This is a genomic window from Amycolatopsis jiangsuensis (genome assembly GCF_014204865.1).
Lineage (GTDB): Bacteria > Actinomycetota > Actinomycetes > Mycobacteriales > Pseudonocardiaceae > Amycolatopsis > Amycolatopsis jiangsuensis.
This window is the reverse complement of the sequence record NZ_JACHMG010000001.1, coordinates 5,625,225-5,644,040: the sequence shown is the minus strand read 5'-3', so window position 1 is coordinate 5,644,040 and position 18,816 is coordinate 5,625,225. Positions and strand designations below refer to the sequence as shown.

Sequence of the window (18,816 nt, the reverse complement as noted above, 5' to 3'; positions counted from 1 at the left end):
ACAACCGAGTCTCGACGCGGGGCAGCCAGCGCGGCCGGGTCCGGACGCAGGGCGACCTGCGCAACCGTCCAGCGCAGGCAGGAAGTGAAGCGCGAGGCCGAGGTCAGCCGCAGGCTTTGCGCAGGACGTCGAGTTTCGCCACGTTGCGCTTGGCCCACCGGGCGATCACGCCGGCGTCCTCGATGTGTTCCTTCTGGACCTGCACGTACGAGTCCGCCATGCCGAGCAGCGCGTTCTTCACCTCGTTGTCCTGCACGTCGCCCGCGAGGTCACGCAGCCGGCGTTCCTTGTCCTGCGCGCGGGCCTTCAGCTTGGCCGGGTCCACGAGCGGGTTCAGGTCCGCCAGCCCCAGCGCCTCGGTGCACGCGGAAACCTTGTCCACGGCCGAGCCCGCCCCCTCGACCGCCGAGTCCACCTGGGCGCACCCGGCCATCAACGTTCCCCCGATCGCCAGTACGGCGAGCGCTCCCCACCTCTTCATACGCCAAGGGTAGCGGTCCTGTGGGCGGACCGGGACCGGTTTCGCCCGCGGGAGGTGCCCGGTCCAACTGACTTCCCGGCCACACGAACGCGGTGGGACCCGTCCCGGAACGTTCGTGGTGCACTCGCCCCATTGCCGCCGAGGGCGGTGCGCGACCTCGAAGGAAGGGCGGTTCTTCCGTGACCGGAGCATCGCCGCACAGGCGGTGCTGCTGATCGGCACGATCCTGGCTTTCGCCATGAGCTCGGGATCCGGCGGAACAGGCGCGCCTGCCGGGCTGCTGCTGTGGGGCCTGCTGATGCAAGCGGTACTGCGGCCCGTGCACAATCCGGAGCTGCGCGCGGCATTCGGCATGCCGCCGGTCCGGCCACGGCAGAAAAAGCCGACGAAGTGAACCGCGCCCGGCCCCGAGATCGGGGCCGGGCACCGTTCGGACCGGTCAGCGACCGGCTGCCACCAGTTCGGCGATCTGCACGGTGTTGAGCGCGGCACCCTTGCGAAGGTTGTCCGCGGTCACGAACAGCACCAGCCCGCGTCCGTCCGGCACGCCAGGGTCGGCGCGGATGCGGCCGACGAAGCTCGGGTCGGCACCGGCCGCCTGCAACGGCGTCGGCACGTCGGTCAGCTGCACACCCGGCGCGTGCGCGAGGAGTTCGGTGGCACGCTCCGCCGAAATGGGACGCTCGAACTCCACGTTCACCGACAGCGCGTGGCCGGTGAACACCGGCACCCGCACGCAGGTACCGGACACCAGCAGCTCCGGGATACCGAGGATCTTGCGGCTTTCGTTGCGCAGCTTCTGTTCTTCGTCGGTCTCGTTGGTGCCGTCGTCGACCACCGAACCCGCCATCGGCAGCACGTTGAACGCGATCGGCGCGACGTACTTGGCCGGAGCCGGGAAATCCACCGCCGAACCGTCGTGGGTGAGCGCGGCCGCCCGCGACGCGACGGCGTTGACCTGCGCGGCCAGCTCGTCCACCCCGGCCAGCCCGCTGCCGGACACCGCCTGGTAGGTGCTGGCGATCAGCCGCACCAGCCCCGCCTCGTCGTGCAACGGCTTCAGCACCGGCATCGCGGCCATCGTGGTGCAGTTGGGATTCGCGATGATTCCCTTGTGCGCCTCCTTGATGGCCTCCGGGTTGACCTCGCTCACCACGAGCGGCACATCCGGGTCGCCGCGGAAGGCCGACGAGTTGTCGACCACCGTCACGCCTGCCGCGGCGAACCGCGGGGACTGCTCACGCGAAGTCGCGCCGCCAGCGGAAAACAGCGCGATGTCCAAACCGGACGGATCCGCGGTGGCGCTGTCCTCCACCGTGATTTCTTCGCCACGCCACGGCAGCGTGCGCCCCGCCGAACGGGACGAGGCGAAGTACCGGATCTGCTCGACCGGGAAATCCCGCTCATCGAGCAGCTTCCGCATCACAGCACCGACCTGGCCGGTCGCGCCGACCACGCCGATCCGAAGCCCTGCCATCAGCGACCACTCCCCGCGTACACGACGGCTTCCTCGTCGCCGCCCAGTTCGAACGCCTCGTGGATCGCGCGCACCGCCTCGTCCAGCTGCGCGTCGCGGATCAGCACGGAAATGCGGATCTCCGAGGTGTTGATGATCTCGATGTTCACGCCCGCGTTGGCCAGTGCCTCGCAGAACGTGGCCGTGACACCGGGGTGCGAACGCATTCCCGCGCCGACAAGGGAAACCTTGCCCACGTGGTCGTCGTAGAGCACCGTGTCGAAGCCGATCTCCGCCTTGATCTTCTCGAGTTCCTTGACCGCCTTGGCGCCGTTGGCCTTCGACAGCGTGAACGTGATGTCGGTGCGCCCGGAGGAGGTGCTGGACACGTTCTGCAGCACCATGTCGATGTCGATCTCGGCGGCGGCGACCACGCGGAAGATGCGACCGGCGGCGCCGGCGTGGTCCGGCACCCCGGTGACCGTGATCTTGGCTTCCGAGCGGTCGTGTGCCACTCCGGTGATCAGCGCTTGTTCCACGGGGATCTCCTCGATCGATCCGGCCACTGTGGTGCCCGGCTTGTCGCTGTAGGAAGAACGGACTCGGATCGGCACGCCGTAACGGCGCGCGTATTCGACCGAACGCAGATGCAGGATCTTCGACCCGCTCGCGGCCAGCTCGAGCATTTCCTCGTACGGAATGGTGTCGAGCTTCCGCGCGTCCGGCACGATCCGCGGGTCCGCGGTGTACACACCGTCCACATCGGAATAGATCTCGCAGGCGTCGGCGTTCAGCGCCGCGGCGAGGGCGACCGCTGTGGTGTCCGAACCACCGCGGCCGAGGGTGGTGATGTCCTTGGTGTCCTGTGCCACGCCTTGGAAACCGGCGACCAGGGCCACGTAACCCTGTTCCAGCGCCTCGGTGACGCGGCTGGGGGTGACGTCGATGATGCGCGCGTTGCCGTGCACCGACGTGGTGACCACGCCTGCCTGGGAACCGGTGAACGACCAGGCCTGCGCGCCCTGCGCGGAAATGGCCATCGCGACCAGCGCGTTCGAAATGCGCTCACCGGCGGTGAGCAGCATGTCCATCTCCCGCTCCGGCGGGGCCGGATTCACCTGCTGCGCAAGATCAAGCAGCTCGTCGGTGGTGTCACCCATCGCGGAACAGACGACCACCACGTCGTTGCCCGCTTTCTTGGTGGCCACGATCCGTTCCGCCACGCGCTTGATCCGATCGGCACTTTCCAGCGACGATCCGCCGTACTTCTGGACCACGAGGGCCACGCCCGAACCTCCTTGACGGGCCGGGTCTGCTCCTGGCGGGCACCGAGGAGCCCCCGCGTCCCTTCATGTGGGGCAAAGCCTACCGGCGCGGCATCGGCTCGCCACCCCATCGAGTGGCCGCGGTCGCCCGGACGGTGCCCTTCGGAAGTAAATTTTCCTTAATGCCACGGAAATACTCGGAGGGCTTCCGCCGGAGTGATAGAGAGCACTCCCGCCGTACTACGGTGCGAAGCGTGCGCAAACCAGCCGAGACGAGCGTCCCCGTCGCGCCGGCCATCGCCGAGCGCTGGAGCCCCCGTGCCTTCGACGAGACCGCCGCGATCACCGACGACCAGCTGACCGCGCTGCTGGAGGCGGCCCGCTGGGCACCGTCCTTCGGAAACACCCAACCGGCGCGGTACCTGGTCGGCCGCCGCGGTGAACCCGCGTTCACCCGCATCCTGGCCACGCTCAACTCCGGCAACCAGGCGTGGGCGCTGCGCGCGAGCGCGCTGCTGGTCGGGGTGATGGTGACGACGAACGAGAAGGGCGAGGTCCCCTACGCCGAGTACGGGCTGGGGCTGGCCAGCGAGAACCTCGTGGTGCAGGCGGTGGAGCTGGGCCTGGCCGCACACCAGATGGCCGGCTTCTCCGCGGACGCGGTCCGCGCGGAGTTCGCCCTGCCCGCGGACGCCGTGCCCCGCGTCGCGATCGCGGTGGGCACCCCGGCCGACGCCTCGGTGCTGGGCGACCCGAAGCGAGTGGAACGAGAACTGGCCCCACGACGGCGACTACCCCTGGCGGAGTTCGCCTTCGGCGACGGGTGGGGCACTCCCGCGCTGTGAAGCCGCGTCAGGAACCCAAGCCGCCGATGCGGCGGAGGATCTTCGCCAGGATCGCGGACACGACCAGCCAGAAGATCGCCGCGATGCCGTAGTTCACCAGGACGCGCAGCTTTTCGTCACTGGGGGTGAACAGGTCGCGGAAGCCGAGGGACAGTCCGTCGGCCCAGCTGCGGACGAACGACACGATGCCGTTGCCCGGGTTGGCGGAGCCGATCACGAAGATCACGTGCAGGACGAGGATCGCCGCGAACACCAGGCCGACCCAGCGCACCACCGAGGCGACGAAGGAAAACCCCTGCTCACGGGTGCGTCGCCAGTTCACCGGCGCGCGCTTGGCACGCACCTCGGTGTCCTCGCCCTTCGCCGATTCGGCATGCTCGCCCATGCCGGGCAGTCTGGCACGTCGCCGGGCCTGCCGCTACCCGCTGGTAACACCTGACGGGCACCGGACGTAACAGTTCGATCGCGCGGCCGCCTTCCCAACCGGGGACGCCGGTGGTTAAGGTGGGCACGTGGCTCGCGCTCTCCTGCTTCGCTGCCGCGACGGGGCCTGATCCGACCGGCTCCTCGTCGCGGGGCTTCGTGGTGCCGGTCAACCGCACCCTTGACCAGGAGATTTCCCAGCAATGAGCAGCAGCACCGATCCCCGCACGTCCACCAGCCGCATCCGTACGCCCTCGCGTCCCGCGCCCGCCGGGCAACCCTCGTGGAACTCCCAGCGCGGCACCTCCATGCCGGTGCACCGCTACCGGCCGTGGCACCAGCTGGTCGAGAACATCGAGCTGCCGGACCGCACCTGGCCGGGCAAGCGCATCGAGCGTGCCCCGCTGTGGTGCGCGGTCGACCTGCGCGACGGCAACCAGGCGCTGATCGACCCGATGTCGCCCGCCCGCAAGCGCAAGTTCTTCGACCTGCTCGTACGCATGGGCTACAAGGAGATCGAGGTCGGCTTCCCGGCCGCCTCGCAGACCGACTTCGACTTCGTCCGCGAGATCATCGACGAGGGCGCGATCCCGGACGACGTGCACATCCAGGTGCTGACCCAGTGCCGTCCCGAGCTGATCGAGCGGACGTTCCAGGCGCTGGAAGGCGCGCCGCGGGCGATCGTGCACATCTACAACTCGACGTCGATCCTGCAGCGCCGCGTGGTCTTCCGCGAGGAACGCGAGGGCATCAAGAAGATCGCGACGCAGGCCGCGGAAATGGTGGTCGAGCTGGCGGCGAAGCAGCCGGACACGGACTTCCGGTTCCAGTACTCGCCCGAGTCCTACACCGGCACCGAACTGTCCTACGCGGTCGAGGTGTGCAACGCGGTCACCGAGATCTGGCAGCCGACGCCGGAGAAGCCGGTGATCCTCAACCTGCCGGCCACGGTCGAGATGGCCACCCCGAACGTCTACGCCGACTCGATCGAGTGGATGAGCCGCAACCTGGAACGCCGTGATTCGGTGATCCTGTCGCTGCACCCGCACAACGACCGCGGCACCGGGATCGCCGCCGCCGAGCTGGGGTACGCGGCGGGCGCGGACCGGATCGAGGGCTGCCTGTTCGGCAACGGGGAGCGCACCGGCAACGTGGACCTGGTCGCGCTGGGCATGAACCTCTACAGCCAGGGCGTCGACCCGCAGATCGACTTCTCCGACATGGACGAGATCAAGCGGACCGTCGAGTACTGCAACCAGCTGCCGGTGCACGAGCGCTCGCCGTGGGGCGGGGACCTGGTGTTCACCGCGTTCTCCGGCAGCCACCAGGACGCGATCAACAAGGGCCTGGACGCGTTGAAGGACGCCGCGGACAAGGCGGGCACCCCCGTCGAGGAGTACGGCTGGGAGGTGCCGTACCTGCCGATCGACCCGAAGGACGTCGGCCGCAGCTACGAGGCCGTGATCCGGGTGAACTCGCAGTCCGGCAAGGGCGGCGTCGCCTACATCATGAAGGCCGAACACCAGCTGGACCTGCCGCGGCGGCTGCAGATGGAGTTCTCCAAGGTGGTGCAGGCCTACACCGACACCGAGGGCGGCGAGGTCGACCCGGCGACGATGTGGAACGCGTTCTCGACCGAATACCTGGCCGCGAAGACCCCGCTGGAGCTGATCAAGCAGCGGGTGACCGACAGCGGTGGCGGCGAGTACGACCTCGAGGCCACGGTCAAGGTCGAGGGCGACGAGCACGACATCACCGGCCGTGGCAACGGCCCGATCGCGGCGTTCTTCGACGCACTGTCCACAGTGGGCTATGACCTGCGGCTGCTGGACTACAGCGAACACACGCTCAGCCCGGGTGACGACTCGCGGGCGGCGTCCTATATCGAGTGCGCGATCTCCGACCGCGTGTTCTGGGGCGTGGGCGTGGACCCGTCGATCGTCACCGCGTCGCTGCGCGCGGTGGTGAGCGCGGTCAACCGGGCCAACCGCTGATCCGGTCGCGATGCGCGCCGAACGGCTCGTGGCGCTGCTGTTCATCCTGCACCGCAAACGCGCGGGCACGGTGGGCGAGCTGGCGCGCGAGCTGGGCGTGACCGAGCGGACGATGCGTCGCGACCTCGCCGCACTGCGCGAGGCCGGCGTTCCGCTCTGGAGCGAACCCGGACGCCATGGCGGGGTCCGGCTGGTGGACGGCTGGCGTTCGCGGCTCGACGGGCTCACCTCGCGGGAGGCCGTCGCGCTGCTCGCCCTCGACGCGCCGGACGCGCTGGCCGGGCTCGGCCTCGGCACCGCAGTCGCCGCGGCGCACGCGAAGGTGTCCGCGAGCATGCCCGCGCCGCTGCGGGACCAGGCAAGGACCGTGGCCGGGCGTTTCCACCTGGACGCCCCGGCCTGGTTCCGTTCGGCGGACGACGCGGCCGCGCTGCCCGCCGTGGCGAAGGCGGTGTGGACCCAGCGTCGTCTCGACGTGCGGTACCGGCGGCGGGACACCATCGCCGAACGGCGGCTGGATCCGCTGGGGCTCGTGCTGAAGGCGGGCGTCTGGTACCTCGTCGCCCGGGCCGGGGACGGCGGATTGCGCACCTACCGAGTGTCCCGGCTGGTCGCGGTGGACGAGACCGGCGAGACCTTCGCACGCCCGCCGGAGTTCTCGCTGGCCGACTGGTGGCGGGCGTCGTCAGCGGAGTTCGAAAAGGTCTCTTTTCCGCTGCGTGTCACGGTTCGGCTCGACCGCCCGGCGGTGTCGGCGCTGCGCCGGGTGTTCGGCGAGGAGTATCTGGCCGAAGTGGTGGTTTCGCTTGCCCAGCCGGACGAAAGCGGCTGGGCGGCGGCCGAACTGGCGTTGGAGAACAAGGAAATCGCGGTCGGCCAGCTGACCTCGCTCGGCCCCGGGGTACAGGTGTGCACGCCGGCGGAGATCCGCGAGGCGGTCGCCGACGTGGCCCAGGCGCTGGCCGACCGCAACCGCTGACGCGCGACGACGGTTCTCCCGCCGCGCATGAGGATCTCAGCGGTAGCCGCTCGCGTCCGCGGGCTTTCCAGTCTCCTGCACTTCCACGACGTACCGCCACGCGTCCGGTCGGCTGCCGTCCACGTCGTCGATGCCGTAGACCGCGGCCAGCTGTCCACTTGAGACAGTCTGGCCGCTCCACCGGGCGCGGTCGGGATCGGCGGCGAGAGCGGCGACCGTGCGCCCGGCGAACGTCGGCGTCTCCGAAATCACGAAATGCGGCTGGCGAACCGTTGCGGCACGCCAGTTTTCTTCCGTGACGCCGTAGGCGTCGAGCATTGCCTCCGAACGCAGCCAGCCCGGCGTGAAGGCGACCGCGTGACAGCCGTACTCCGCGAGCTCCGCCGCTTCCCCGGTCGCCAGCGGATGCGCGGACGCCTTGGCCAGGTAGTACGGCAGCGCGGTGCCTTCGCGGTACTTCGCGTTGTACTCGGCGGTGCCGTCGGTCAGCTCGACCACCAGCCCGCCCGGGCGGCGGATCAGCAGCGGCAGCAGGTGGTGACTGGTGATCAGGTGCGCGTCGATCGCCAGCCGGATCATCCGCAGTGCCTTCTCCAGCGAATGCGCCCAGACCGGCCTGCCCCACTCCAGGTGGTTGTCCCCGCCCCAGATCCCGTCGACCAGGAGGTCCAGCCGGCCGTGCCCGGCGTCGATCCGCTCGGCGAGCGCGGCCACCTCGTCGCTCACCAGGTGGTCGACCCGTACCGCGGTGCCCGTGCCGCCGGCGGCCTCGATCAGGTCCACCGTGCCTTCAACGGTTTCCGGACGGTCCACTTCGGACCGCCCGTGCCGGGTGCTGCGCCCGCTCACGTACACATGCGCCCCGGCCCGGCCCAGTTCGACCGCGATCGCCCGGCTCGCCCCGCGCGTGCCGCCGGCCACCAGCGCCACCTTGCCGGACAGTTCCCCGCTCATCCTGATGCTCCCTTCCGTCGATGGAGCACCAGCCTCTTCGCAAACCCGGACAAGACTCGTCCGGGTTCGCGAAGAGCGTGGGTCAGCGCTCGTCGAGCGCGGCGAGCACCTGCGCCGGGTCGGTGCGGGTGGTGTAGTCCGGGTGCACGTCGAGGAACTGGATCGTGCGGTCGGCAGCCACCACGGCCACCGCCGGATGCGGCAGCTCCCATTCGCCGGTCCCGTTCTGCACGCCCAGGTCGAGACCGAGGCTGGACTGCGCCTCGCGCACCTCGTCGGACGTGCGGAAGGTGATGCCGAGCCCCCGCGCGACGATGTTGCCGACGTCGGAAAGCACGGAGTACTCCAGCCCGTTCGCCTCCTTCGCCGACAACGACCCGTCGGGAATCTGCGGGCTGATCGCGGCCAGCCGGACGCCGCGGCGGTTCAGCTCGGGCAGCAGGTCGCGCTGGTAAGCACGCAGCGCGACGTTGCAGTACGGGCACCAGGCGCCGCGGTAGAACACGAGCACCGCCGGACCGTCGGCGACCAGCTCGGACAACGACGTCTCGCCGCCGTTCGCGTCCGGCAGCGTGAATTCGCCGACCGTGGCGCCGACCTGGGCGAACTTGTCGCGCTCCACGGTCTTTTCGGTCCGCTCGGCGTCAGCCGCGAAAACCGCCGAGACGGCGGGCGGCAGCTTCTCCTTGCTCTGGGTCCGCAGGTCGTTCAGCTCGTTCTCGAGTGTGGTGCTCACCGGATCTCCTTTTGTACCGATCAGTACAGCGACTTCGACTGTACTATCCGGTACAGATTTTCACCAGCCGTTCTGACCTGCGGGAATGTACTATTCAGTACATGGAGGCGCACAGTACGGCGGCGGTCACCGATCGCGGACGGCGCTCGCGCGAGGCAATCGTCGACGCGGCCGCGGACCTGATGTACCGCAACGGGGTGGCGGGCACCAGCCTGGACAGGGTGCTCACCGCCAGCGGTGCCGGGAAGTCCCAGATGTATCACTACTTCAAGAACAAGGATCAGCTGGTCGAGGCGGTGATCGACCGGTACCTGGAACAGATCCTCGGCAACCAGCCCGCCATCCGCGGCCTCGCGTCGTGGGCCGATTTCGACCGCTGGGCCGAGGAACTGCTGGGCCTGCACCGCGGACCGGACGGTCCGATCCCCTGCCCGCTCGGCAACCTGGCCGGCGAGCTGGGCGACCACCCCCGCGTGCGCACCCTGCTGGACCGCGCGTACCGGGAATGGGAATCCTATCTGGAACGCGGCCTGAAAACCTTGCGGGACAACGGCTTGCTCCGCGCCGACGCGGATCCCGCGCGGCTGGCACAGGCCACCATGGCCTGTCTGCAGGGTGGCCTCCTGCTCGCCCACATCCGCGGCGAGTCGACCCCGCTCGAGGACGTGCTGCGGATCGCGATCACGCACCTGCGCAGCCACGCCGTCTGATCACTCCCGGGCCGTGAAGGAGCCTTGACGGACGACCAAGTCCCTGAAGGTCCCCCTTCACCGGCACCAAGCCCGTCGAGCCGAGGTGGCAGGTCAGGCGGTCAGCGCGGCGACCTCGGCCCGCATTTCGTCGATCACCGTCGCCACCGCGGGCCGGTTCAGCGCTCCGGTGCGGCACACCACTTCCACCAGCCGGGCGGCACGGATGCCGGCGAGCGGACGGGCGACGAGTCCGCTGCCGCGCCGGGTGTCCATGGTGTAGCGGGGCACCAGCGCAATGCCGTGCCCGGCCGCGACGAGCCGTTCGGTGATCCGGAAATCGTTGATCCGCTGGACGATCCGCGGGCGCACACCGGTGCGCACGGTCAGCGAGCGCAGCACGTCGTCGACCGGGAAGCCGTGGTCCACGGAAATCCAGCGTTCGTCAGCGAGATCGGCCAGCCCGACCCGGCGTCTGCGGGCCAGCCGGTGATCCGAGGGCAGCGCCACGTCGAGGGGTTCCCGCAGCAGCGGAACCACCTCCAGCCGTTCCGAGCCGAACTCCGCCGCGTGCTCGTCGCGGTGCGCCACCACCACGTCGTAGTCGGCGAGCAGGCCGGGTACCTGCGGCGGGATCATGTCCACATCGCGCACATCGACGTCCAGCCCGTCGTGCCGGGCGATCCGGCTCAGCAGTCCGGGCAGCAGCATCAGTCCGGCCGACTGGAAGATCGCCATGCGCACCCGGCCGCGGGGCGCGCTGCGGTAGGTGTCGAGCTCGGCCTCGGCACGGTCGAGTGCCGCCAGCACCTCGTCCGCGCGGGCCACCAGCGCCTGCCCGGCGTCGGTGAGCCGCAGGCCGCGTCCCGCCGGCTCGGTGATCGCCACACCGATCTCGTCCTGCAGCGCACGCAGCTGCTGCGAAACCGCCGACGGCGTGCAGTGCAGTGCCCGGGCGGCGGCCGTAACGCTGCCTCGGTCGGCGAACTCCCGCAGGGTCCGCAGCCTCCCCACATCCATCCGCCGAGTGTATGTGAAGCAGAACTGAACGGTCAGTGCAGTTATTCTCGCTGGTCCTTCACAGTTTTCCCCGGCAGAGTACGGGGTATGGCCGTTCGTGACCGCTTGCTCGCCGTGTTCGTCGCCGTCCTGTGGGGCCTCAACTTCCTCGCGATCCACGCCACGCTCGGCCAGTTCCCGCCGATGTTCGCCGGTGCGCTGCGGTTCGCACTGATCGCGGTGCCCACCCTGCTGTTCGTCCCGCGGCCCCGGGTCAAACTGCGGTACCTGCTCGGCTACGGCCTCGGGTTCGGCACCGGACAGTTCGCGTTCCTGTTCGTGGCGATGGACCTGGGCATGCCGACCGGCCTCGCCTCGCTGGTACTGCAGTCCTCTGCGCCGTTCACCGTCCTGCTCGGCGCGGCGCTGCTGCGGGAACGCATTTCCGGGCGCCAGCTGGCCGGGATCCTGCTGGCCGTCGCGGGCATGACGGCGATCGCCTGGCAGCAGGCCGGGCACGCCGCGCTGGTGCCCATGCTGCTCACCCTGCTCGCCGCGCTGAGCTGGGCGTTCGGGAACCTGAGCATGCGCAAGGCGGAGCCGGACAATCCACTGCACCTCACGCTGTGGATGTCGGTCGTGCCGCCGCTGCCGATGCTCGCGCTGTCACTCGGCTTCGAAGGCACCGCGGGCTTCCGGTCGCTCACGACCCTGGGCACGCACGCCGGGCTGATCGGCCTCGCCGGGCTGGCTTACGTGGTCCTCTTCGGCACCGTGGTCGGCTCCGGCGTGTGGACCACGCTGATGCGCCGGAACCCGGCGAGCGTGGTGGCCCCGTTCTCCCTGCTCGTGCCGGTGGTCGGGCTGAGCGCGTCGTTCTTCGTCCTCGCGGAGGTGCCCACCCTCCTGGAGATCGTCGCCGCGGCGGTGGTGATCGGCGGCGTGCTGCTGGGCAGCCTGCGCCGGAAGCCGGCAGCCGCCCTGGACGAGGAGCTGCTGCCGGCTTGAGCGTTCAGGCGACCGCGTCGTCCTTCGTCGCCGGGTCGGTCTCGGCGTCCGAGCTGCCAGAGGTGCCTGAGCTGCCTGAGTTGTCGGGGTGAGCGCGGCCCATCCGCTTCTTCAGCACGAACGCGATGACCACACCCAGCACCAGCGCCACGGCGAGGGCCGCCCACTGGAAACCCTTCAGCCACTTGTCGGCGACCACGCCCAGGTAGTAGATGAGCGCGGTGGTGCCGCCGGCCCAGACGATGCCGCCCAGTGCGTTCGCGATGAGGAAGCGCGGATAGTGCATGTTGAGCGAGCCGGCGAGCGGGCCGGCCAGGATCCGCAGCACCGCGACGAAGCGGCCGAAGAACACCGCCCACATCCCGCGTTTGTGGAACATCCGCTCGGCATTGGCCACGTGTTCCGGGCCGAAGTGCTTGGGGAACTTCCGGCCTGCCCAGTCGAAGAGCCGTTTACCACCCTTGCGGCCGATCAGGTAGCCGATGCTGTCCCCGATGATCGCGCCCGCACTGGCCAGGCCGCCGATCCACAACGGGTTCAGCCCACTGTGCGACGAGGCCAGCAGCGCCGCGCTCACCAGCACGATCTCACCGGGCAGCGGGATGCCGAGGCTCTCGATCATCACCACCAGCCCGACCAGGAGGTAGACCGAGATCGGCGGAATCGCCTCCAGCCAGTGCTCGATACTCACGTACGCCAAACCCCCTGCTGATCGCCGGTTCCGTGCCTGCTCCCCGCAGCGTACCGGCGCCGCTTTCCCCCGGCGTCACCCTTCAGTCGGGGGTGGGATCCGCCTTGAGACCGGGGTAACCGGACATATCACCCGAACCGCACACCTGCGTCGGGTGTCGCCGGTCCGTGACGGCCTCCCCTCAGGAATGTTCCCCGAAGGAGGCCGTCACGGCCGTCAGAGGATCTCGGTGACCGAGCCGACGTCCGGTGGGCCGGAATCGGGGTTCACCGCGCCGGCTTCGACCAGCTCCGGTTCGACCTTGTGCGGCTGGATCCGGCCGTCGCGGATGTCCTCGGCGTAGTGGCAGGCCACCCGGTGTCCGGCGCCGATCTCCCGCAGCTGCGGACGGTCGGTGTCGCACAGGGTCGCCTGCCGCCACGGGCAGCGGGTGTGGAAACGGCAGCCGGTCGGCGGGTTGGCCGGGGACGGCAGGTCGCCGGCCAACAGGATCTGCTCACGGCTGTCCTCCACCACCGGATCCGGCACCGGGATCGCCGACAGCAGCGCCCGGGTGTAGGGGTGCAGCGGATTCTCGTACAGCTCCGCCGAGCTCGTCTCCTCGACGAGCGCGCCCAGGTACATCACGCCGATCCGGTCGGAGATGTGCTGCACCACGGCCAGGTCGTGCGCGATCACCACGTAGGTCAGACCCAGCTCGTCCTGCAGTTCCTCCAGCAGGTTCACCACCTGCGCCTGCACCGACACGTCGAGCGCGGACACCGGTTCGTCGGCCACGATCAGGTCCGGTTCCACCGCCAGCGCCCGTGCGATGCCGATGCGCTGGCGCTGGCCACCGGAGAACTCGTGCGGGTACTTCCGCAGCGACGACTCCGGCAGGCCGACCGCCGACAGCAGCTCCCGCAGCCTGCGCGCGGTGGCCTCGGGATCGCGGTCGAGGCCGTGCGCGTGCATGCCCTCGACCAGGATCGACTCCACCGACTGGCGCGGATCCAGGCTGGACATCGGATCCTGGAAGATCATCTGCATCCGCCGCCGGGCCCTGCGCAGCTGCTCGCCCTTGAGCCGGGCGACATCCGTGCCGTCGAACACGACACTGCCCGCGGTGGGCTCGTTCAACCGCAGGATCGCACGGCCCAGCGTGGACTTTCCGCAGCCGGATTCGCCGACCAGCCCGTAGGTCTCGCCGCGGCGGATGGACAGGTCGACGCCGTCCACCGCGTACACGTACCCCACCGTCCGGTCGACGATGACGCCACGCTTGATCGGGAAGTGCACCTTGAGGTCGGTGACCTCCAGCAGCACTTCCCCGGACGGCACCTCGGAGTCCGGCAGTTCGGAGTTCGGCGGTTCGAAGTCCGGCGGCCGGGAGTCAGACGGCTGGGGGTTCGGCGGCTGGGGGTTCGGCGGCTGGGGGTTCGGCACCGTCATCGGGTCCCTCCTCCGGCGGCCACCGTGGGCTGCACCGGGTTGTGGCAGCGCAGCAGTCCGCCGCGGTCCGCCGCGAGTTCCGGCGTCCGTTCCCGGCACACCGGCAGCGCGTTGGGGCACCGGGGCGCGAAGGCGCACCCGTTGTCCCACGGGATGTTGTCGGCCACCGAACCGCGGATCGGCACCAGCTTCTCGCCCCGGCCCTCGTCCAGCCGCGGAATCGAGGCCAGCAGACCGTTCGTGTAAGGATGCCGCGGCTCGGCGAACAACGCGTGCCGTTGCGCGCGTTCCACGATCCGGCCGCCGTAGAGCACGTTCACCTCGTCGCACAGCCCGGCCACCACGCCGAGGTCGTGCGTGATCATGATCAGCGCGGTTCCGGTGTCGCGCACCAGGTCCCGCAGCAGCGCGAGGATCTGCGCCTGGATGGTCACGTCCAGCGCGGTGGTCGGCTCGTCGGCGATGAGCAGCCGCGGCTGGCAGGCCAGCGCGATCGCGATCAGCGCACGCTGCCGCATCCCGCCGGAAAGCTGGTGCGGGTACTCGGAAAGCCGCCGCGACGGATCCGGGATGCCGACCTTGTCCAGCAGTTCGGCCGCCTCCACGCGGGCCTTCTTGCGGGGCATGCCCCGGTGGCGTTCCAGCACCTCGGTGATCTGCAGCCCGATCGGGATCACCGGGTTCAGCGAGGACAACGGGTCCTGGAAGACCATGCCGAGGTCGCGACCGCGGCGGTCACGCATCTCCCGGCCGGACAGCTTCAGCAGGTCGGTGCCCTCGAACCGGACCGAGCCGCTGACCCGGTTGCCGCGCTTGGCCAGCAACCGCATGATCGCCAGCGACGTGACCGACTTGCCGCAGCCGGACTCGCCGACGAGGCCGACGGTCTGGCCCGGCTCGACGTCGAAGCTCACGCCGTCCACCGCGGTGAACGGCTGCTCGCCCTTGCGCTGGAACACGACCTTCAGGTCGCGGACTTCAAGGAGTGCCATCGGGAGTCACCGCCGGTTCTTCGGGTCGAGGGCTTCGCGCAGGGACTCGCCGAGCAGCGTGAACCCGAGTGCCACCACGACGATCGCGACGGCCGGGTAGTACGCCAGCTCCGGGCGGATGTCGAGGAACTGGCGCGAGGCGTTGCCCAGCATCAGTCCCCATTCCGCACGGGTCGGGTCCGGATCGCCGAGACCGAGGAACGACAGCGCGGCCGCTTCCAGGATCGCGGTGGCCAGGGTCAGCGTGGCCTGCACGATCACCGGGCCGAGCGAGTTGGGCAGCATGTGCCGGAACACGATCGTGCCGCGTTTGACGCCCAGTGACGTCGCGGCCAGCACGTGGTCCGCTTCCCGTTGCGCCAGCATCGAGCCACGCAGCAGCCGGGCGAAGATCGGCACGCCGATGATCGACACGGCCAGGATCACCGTCCACTGGCTCGGCTTCGCGAACAGCGCGGCGATCGAGATCGCCAGCAGCAGCGAGGGAAACGCCAGCAGCACGTCGACCAGTCGCATGAGGACGGTGTCGACCCAGCCGCCGAACGCGCCCGCGATCCCGCCGATGATGACCCCGAGCAGCACGCCGATCACCGTGGCCAGCACGCCGACCAGCAGCGTCTGCTGTGCGCCGACGAGCAGCCGGGACAGGAAGTCGCGACCGAAGTCGTCCACGCCCAGCGGGAAACCGGGCTGCGCGCCAGGGATGATGCCGCGGCCGAGCTCCACCTTGTCCTGCAGATAGCGGGTCTGCGGGTCCTTCGGGGTGAGCAGCGGCGCGAAAATCGCCAGCAGCAGGAACAGCAGGGTGATCACGCCGCCGGTGATGGCCACCGGGCTGCGCAGCATCCGCCGGAACGCCTCGCCGCCGAGGCTCCGCCCGCTCACCGACGACGCGGCGAGCTTGTCGATCGGTTCCTTCTTCTTGTTCAGCAGAGTGTTCACCGCACACGCACCCTCGGGTCGATCAGCCCGTACGAGATGTCGACGAGCATGTTCACCACCACGTAGACCAGCGCGCCGAACAGCAGCAACGCCTGCAGCCGCGGATAGTCCCGCCGTTCGATGCCCTCGGCCAGCAGGAATCCGAGGCCGCGGAAGTTGAACACCCGCTCGGTCAGCACCGCGCCGCCGAGCAGGGCACCGGTCTGCAGGCCGATCGTGGTGACCACCGGCAGCAGGGCGTTGCGCAGCACGTGCCGCTGCCGCACCACCGAATCGGTCAGGCCCTTGGAGTTGGCGGTGCGGATGAAGTCCTCGTTGAACACGTCCAGCACCGACGCGCGGGTGATCCGGGTGATCACCGCGAGCGGGATGGTGGCCAGCGCGAACGCCGGCAGGATCAGGTGCTGGATGGCGTCCCAGACCGCATCCCACTCGCTGGTCATGATGCCGTCGAGGATGGCGAAGTTGGTGACCGCGGTGGCGTCGATACCCGGCGCCTGCCTGCCCTGCGACGGCAGCCCGAGCGGGGCGGACAGCAGGTCCTGCATGGTGTAGCCGAGGAAGAAGATCGGCACCGCGACGCCGACCAGGGTCAGCACGATGATCACGTTGTCCGCGACGCCGCCGCGGAACCGGGCGGCGAGGTAGCCGAACGGGATGCCCACCACCACCGCGATGATGATCGCGGACAGGCCGAGTTCGATGGTGGCCGGCAGGAAAGTGCCGATCTCCGACATCACCGGCTGCGCGGAGACCAGCGAGTTGCCGAAGTCACCGGTGACCGCCCGGCCGAGGAATCTGAAGTACTGCAGGAAAATCGACTGGTCGAGGCCGAGCACGTGGTTCAGGTCGGCGATTTTCTCCGGGGTCGCCTTGTCCCCGAGCAGCGCGGCGGCCGGACCGCCGGGCAGGGAGCGCAACCACGCGAAGACCAGGATGGACAGAATCAGCAGCGTCGGGATGGCTTGCAGCACCCGGCGCACGATGAAACGGAGCACGAGTAGTCCTTTGTGTACAGCCCGGGAACGTGGACCAAGGGGCAGGCGCGGTAGCACCTGCCCCTTGGCCTGAGCTGTTAGTGGTGGTGCACGTCAGCTGGTCGTGACGTTGTTGAAGCGCTCGTCGGTCAGCGGGCTCGCCACGATGCCCTTGACCTTCTCGTTGACCACGATGGCGGGCGAGGGATAGGCGATCGGGATGGCGGGCAGGTAGTCCATGATCTGCTTGTTGGCTTCCTGGTAGGCCTTCGCGTGCTCGTCACCCGCGGGCGAGGCGTCGGCCTGCGCCAGCGTGTCGAACAGCTCCGCGTTGTCGAAGCCGAACTCCTTCTTCGGGCGGCCGAAGAAGGTCCCGATGAAGTTGCCGGCGTCGTTGTAGTCACCGGTCCAGCCGAGCAGGTGGATGTCGTGCTTGCCGAACTGCTGCACGTCGTCCTTGTAGCCGCCGTTCCATGGCTCGGCCACCGGCTGGATGGTGATGCCGATGTTCTTCAGGTCCTGCGAGATCGCGGTGAAGGTGTCGGCCGGGTTCGGCATGTAGGGCCGGGTGACCTCGGTCGGGTAGTAGAACTTCAACGACAGGTTGCTCGCGCCTGCCTGCTGCAGCAGCTGCTTGGCCTTCTCCGGGTCGTACGGGTACTTCTTCACGTCGTCGGTGTAACCGGAGATGGCCTTCGGCACGAACTCGGTGGCGACCTCGGAACCCTCGGCCAGCTTCGACTTCACGAACTGCTCGCGGTTGATGCCGTAGGCCAGCGCCTGGCGGACCCTGGGGTCCTTCAGCTTCGGGTTGCCGGACTGGTTGATGCCCAGGTACAGCACGTTGAACGACGGGCGGACCAGCACCTGGTCACCGTCCTTGCGCAGCAGCCCGTAGTCGGCGGGCGCGGGGAAGTCGTAGCCGTCGATGTCGCCGGCCTTGAGCGCCTGCTTGCGGGCGTTCTCGTCCGGGATCACCTTGAAGATCAGCTTGTCCAGCTTCGCCGGCGAGGGCATCGTGCTGCTGTCGTTGCGCACCAGCGTGATCTCGCCCTTGCCCTGATCCCAGCTCTCGAACTTGAACGGGCCGGTGCCGGTCACGTGCTTGTAGGCGTAGTCGCTGTAGGTGAACGAGTCGCCGGACTGGGAGACCTTGTCCGCCTGGTACTGCTTCATGGCGGACGGGCTCTGGATGGACAACGCGGGCAGCGTGAACGCGGCCGGGAACGCACCCTTGGCCTTGTTCAGGTTGAGCACCGCGGTGTTCGGGTCCTTGGCCTCGCAGTTCTTGTACAGCGGGTCGCCGGTCGCGGAACCCTCGTTCTTCGCGAAGCCGCCGAAGACGTCGGCGTAGTAGATCATCTGGCTCTGCGCGGCCGCGCCCTTCATATTGAACCAGCGGTCGAAGTTGTAGCAGACCGCGTCGGCGTTGAAGGGCGTTCCGTCGCTGAACTTCACGCCCTGCTTGAGGGTGAAGGTCCAGGTCTTGCCGTCGTTGCTGGGCTCCCACTTGGTGGCCAGCGAGGGCTGGAGCTCGGCGGTGCCCGGCTTGTTCTGGATGAGCGTGTCCAGCATCTGCCGGGTGATGCGGTACGTCTCGCCCTCGTCGGTGAAGGTCGGGTCGAACATCTTCGGGTTGCCGGTGTTGCCGAAGACCATGGTGCCGCCGGAGCCGCCACCTCCGGCCTCGTCGCGCTTGGACTCCGCGCACGCGGACAGCGAGACCGCGAGCACCCCGGCGAGCCCGATCAGGGCCGCACGACGTGTTCGGGTCAGCCGCAATTGCTGCATCTGGCACCCCTTGGGAGATGTTCGGTCTCGAAGTCACCGCCCACGCCGGTCGGCAGACCGGAAATGTCGGTGTGGTCGCCGACATTAGCGGCAAGTGGGCCCACGCTTAAGCACGTGAGGTTACGATCGCGCTACGCAAGGACCGAAATGACCGCAAAGTGTC

At 69.1% G+C, this 18,816-nt stretch carries 19 protein-coding genes; 6 read left to right on the top strand and 13 right to left on the bottom strand.

Annotation, left to right across the window (positions count from 1 at the left end):
* Window positions 1-103: 103 nt before the first annotated feature.
* A complete protein-coding gene (locus BJY18_RS25525; RefSeq protein WP_184782485.1) occupies window positions 104-481 on the bottom strand; it encodes a DUF8711 family protein in 378 nt (125 codons plus the stop codon).
* A gap of 205 nt (window positions 482-686) precedes the next feature.
* On the opposite strand from BJY18_RS25525, the gene BJY18_RS25520 reads away from it, so the two are divergent.
* Window positions 687-875 (top strand): hypothetical protein, encoded by a 189-nt coding sequence (locus BJY18_RS25520; RefSeq protein WP_184782484.1) that lies wholly within the window; start codon window positions 687-689, stop codon window positions 873-875.
* Between the two features lie 45 nt (window positions 876-920).
* Here the strand turns inward: BJY18_RS25520 and BJY18_RS25515 are convergent, their stop codons facing one another.
* Window positions 921-1,958: an aspartate-semialdehyde dehydrogenase gene (locus tag BJY18_RS25515; protein WP_246458972.1), complete on the bottom strand. Its 1,038-nt coding sequence runs from the start codon at window positions 1,956-1,958 to the stop codon at window positions 921-923.
* Entirely contained in the window at window positions 1,958-3,223 is a 1,266-nt protein-coding gene (locus BJY18_RS25510) for an aspartate kinase (protein WP_184782483.1), read from the bottom strand. The genes BJY18_RS25515 and BJY18_RS25510 overlap by 1 nt, the downstream gene beginning before the upstream one ends.
* A 233-nt stretch (window positions 3,224-3,456) precedes the next feature.
* Between BJY18_RS25510 and BJY18_RS25505 the strand changes: the two genes are divergently transcribed.
* Entirely contained in the window at window positions 3,457-4,047 is a 591-nt protein-coding gene (locus BJY18_RS25505) for a nitroreductase family protein (protein WP_184782482.1), read from the top strand.
* 7 nt (window positions 4,048-4,054) lie between these two features.
* On the opposite strand, the gene BJY18_RS25500 is transcribed toward BJY18_RS25505, so the two are convergent.
* Entirely contained in the window at window positions 4,055-4,432 is a 378-nt protein-coding gene (locus BJY18_RS25500) for a hypothetical protein (RefSeq protein WP_184782481.1), read from the bottom strand.
* 241 nt (window positions 4,433-4,673) lie between these two features.
* Here BJY18_RS25500 and leuA point away from each other — a divergent pair, with 241 nt between their 5' ends.
* Both leuA and BJY18_RS25490 read left to right on the top strand, forming a co-directional pair.
* Entirely contained in the window at window positions 4,674-6,464 is a 1,791-nt protein-coding gene (gene leuA / locus BJY18_RS25495) for a 2-isopropylmalate synthase (RefSeq protein ID WP_184782480.1), read from the top strand.
* 10 nt (window positions 6,465-6,474) lie between these two features.
* On the top strand, window positions 6,475-7,443 hold the full coding sequence (locus BJY18_RS25490; protein WP_184782479.1) for a helix-turn-helix transcriptional regulator: 969 nt from the start codon (window positions 6,475-6,477) through the stop codon (window positions 7,441-7,443).
* Between the two features lie 36 nt (window positions 7,444-7,479).
* Here the strand turns inward: BJY18_RS25490 and BJY18_RS25485 are convergent, their stop codons facing one another.
* Complete coding sequence (locus BJY18_RS25485; RefSeq protein WP_184782478.1) at window positions 7,480-8,397, bottom strand: SDR family oxidoreductase; 918 nt, start codon at window positions 8,395-8,397, stop codon at window positions 7,480-7,482.
* Between the two features lie 82 nt (window positions 8,398-8,479).
* Window positions 8,480-9,133: a peroxiredoxin-like family protein gene (locus tag BJY18_RS25480; RefSeq protein WP_184782477.1), complete on the bottom strand. Its 654-nt coding sequence runs from the start codon at window positions 9,131-9,133 to the stop codon at window positions 8,480-8,482.
* Between the two features lie 101 nt (window positions 9,134-9,234).
* Between BJY18_RS25480 and BJY18_RS25475 the strand changes: the two genes are divergently transcribed.
* On the top strand, window positions 9,235-9,843 hold the full coding sequence (locus BJY18_RS25475) for a TetR/AcrR family transcriptional regulator (protein WP_184782476.1): 609 nt from the start codon (window positions 9,235-9,237) through the stop codon (window positions 9,841-9,843).
* A gap of 93 nt (window positions 9,844-9,936) precedes the next feature.
* Here the strand turns inward: BJY18_RS25475 and BJY18_RS25470 are convergent, their stop codons facing one another.
* The gene (locus BJY18_RS25470) at window positions 9,937-10,842 is read right to left on the bottom strand and encodes a LysR family transcriptional regulator (protein WP_184782475.1); all 906 of its coding nucleotides are present in this window, start codon (window positions 10,840-10,842) and stop codon (window positions 9,937-9,939) included.
* A gap of 87 nt (window positions 10,843-10,929) precedes the next feature.
* Here BJY18_RS25470 and BJY18_RS25465 point away from each other — a divergent pair, with 87 nt between their 5' ends.
* A complete protein-coding gene (locus BJY18_RS25465; RefSeq protein WP_184782474.1) occupies window positions 10,930-11,829 on the top strand; it encodes an EamA family transporter in 900 nt (299 codons plus the stop codon).
* A gap of 4 nt (window positions 11,830-11,833) precedes the next feature.
* Here the strand turns inward: BJY18_RS25465 and BJY18_RS25460 are convergent, their stop codons facing one another.
* The 6 genes from BJY18_RS25460 to BJY18_RS25435 form a co-directional block, all read right to left on the bottom strand.
* Window positions 11,834-12,520: a DedA family protein gene (locus BJY18_RS25460; protein WP_184782473.1), complete on the bottom strand. Its 687-nt coding sequence runs from the start codon at window positions 12,518-12,520 to the stop codon at window positions 11,834-11,836.
* A gap of 216 nt (window positions 12,521-12,736) precedes the next feature.
* Window positions 12,737-13,825: an ABC transporter ATP-binding protein gene (locus BJY18_RS25455; RefSeq protein ID WP_184784836.1), complete on the bottom strand. Its 1,089-nt coding sequence runs from the start codon at window positions 13,823-13,825 to the stop codon at window positions 12,737-12,739.
* Window positions 13,826-13,947: 122 nt separating this feature from the next.
* Window positions 13,948-14,943, bottom strand: a complete 996-nt coding sequence (locus BJY18_RS25450) for an ABC transporter ATP-binding protein (RefSeq protein WP_184782472.1) — start codon at window positions 14,941-14,943, stop codon at window positions 13,948-13,950.
* A 6-nt stretch (window positions 14,944-14,949) separates the two neighbouring features.
* The gene (locus BJY18_RS25445) at window positions 14,950-15,885 is read right to left on the bottom strand and encodes an ABC transporter permease (protein WP_184782471.1); all 936 of its coding nucleotides are present in this window, start codon (window positions 15,883-15,885) and stop codon (window positions 14,950-14,952) included.
* Entirely contained in the window at window positions 15,882-16,883 is a 1,002-nt protein-coding gene (locus BJY18_RS25440; protein WP_184782470.1) for an ABC transporter permease, read from the bottom strand. The genes BJY18_RS25445 and BJY18_RS25440 overlap by 4 nt, the downstream gene beginning before the upstream one ends.
* 93 nt (window positions 16,884-16,976) lie before the next feature.
* Window positions 16,977-18,653: an ABC transporter substrate-binding protein gene (locus tag BJY18_RS25435; protein WP_184782469.1), complete on the bottom strand. Its 1,677-nt coding sequence runs from the start codon at window positions 18,651-18,653 to the stop codon at window positions 16,977-16,979.
* Window positions 18,654-18,816: the final 163 nt, after the last annotated feature.

What these genes read in the sequence shown, in the direction of transcription:
- BJY18_RS25485 (WP_184782478.1), bottom strand. Translation starts at nt 8,397, where the DNA reads ATGAGCGGGGAACTGTCCGGCAAGGTGGCGCTGGTGGCCGGCGGCACG.
- BJY18_RS25515 (WP_246458972.1), bottom strand. Translation starts at nt 1,958, where the DNA reads ATGGCAGGGCTTCGGATCGGCGTGGTCGGCGCGACCGGCCAGGTCGGT.
- BJY18_RS25435 (WP_184782469.1), bottom strand. Translation starts at nt 18,653, where the DNA reads ATGCAGCAATTGCGGCTGACCCGAACACGTCGTGCGGCCCTGATCGGG.
- BJY18_RS25525 (WP_184782485.1), bottom strand. Translation starts at nt 481, where the DNA reads ATGAAGAGGTGGGGAGCGCTCGCCGTACTGGCGATCGGGGGAACGTTG.
- BJY18_RS25500 (WP_184782481.1), bottom strand. Translation starts at nt 4,432, where the DNA reads ATGGGCGAGCATGCCGAATCGGCGAAGGGCGAGGACACCGAGGTGCGT.
- BJY18_RS25470 (WP_184782475.1), bottom strand. Translation starts at nt 10,842, where the DNA reads ATGGATGTGGGGAGGCTGCGGACCCTGCGGGAGTTCGCCGACCGAGGC.
- leuA (WP_184782480.1), top strand. Translation starts at nt 4,674, where the DNA reads ATGAGCAGCAGCACCGATCCCCGCACGTCCACCAGCCGCATCCGTACG.
- BJY18_RS25475 (WP_184782476.1), top strand. Translation starts at nt 9,235, where the DNA reads ATGGAGGCGCACAGTACGGCGGCGGTCACCGATCGCGGACGGCGCTCG.
- BJY18_RS25490 (WP_184782479.1), top strand. Translation starts at nt 6,475, where the DNA reads ATGCGCGCCGAACGGCTCGTGGCGCTGCTGTTCATCCTGCACCGCAAA.
- BJY18_RS25465 (WP_184782474.1), top strand. Translation starts at nt 10,930, where the DNA reads ATGGCCGTTCGTGACCGCTTGCTCGCCGTGTTCGTCGCCGTCCTGTGG.
- BJY18_RS25450 (WP_184782472.1), bottom strand. Translation starts at nt 14,943, where the DNA reads ATGGCACTCCTTGAAGTCCGCGACCTGAAGGTCGTGTTCCAGCGCAAG.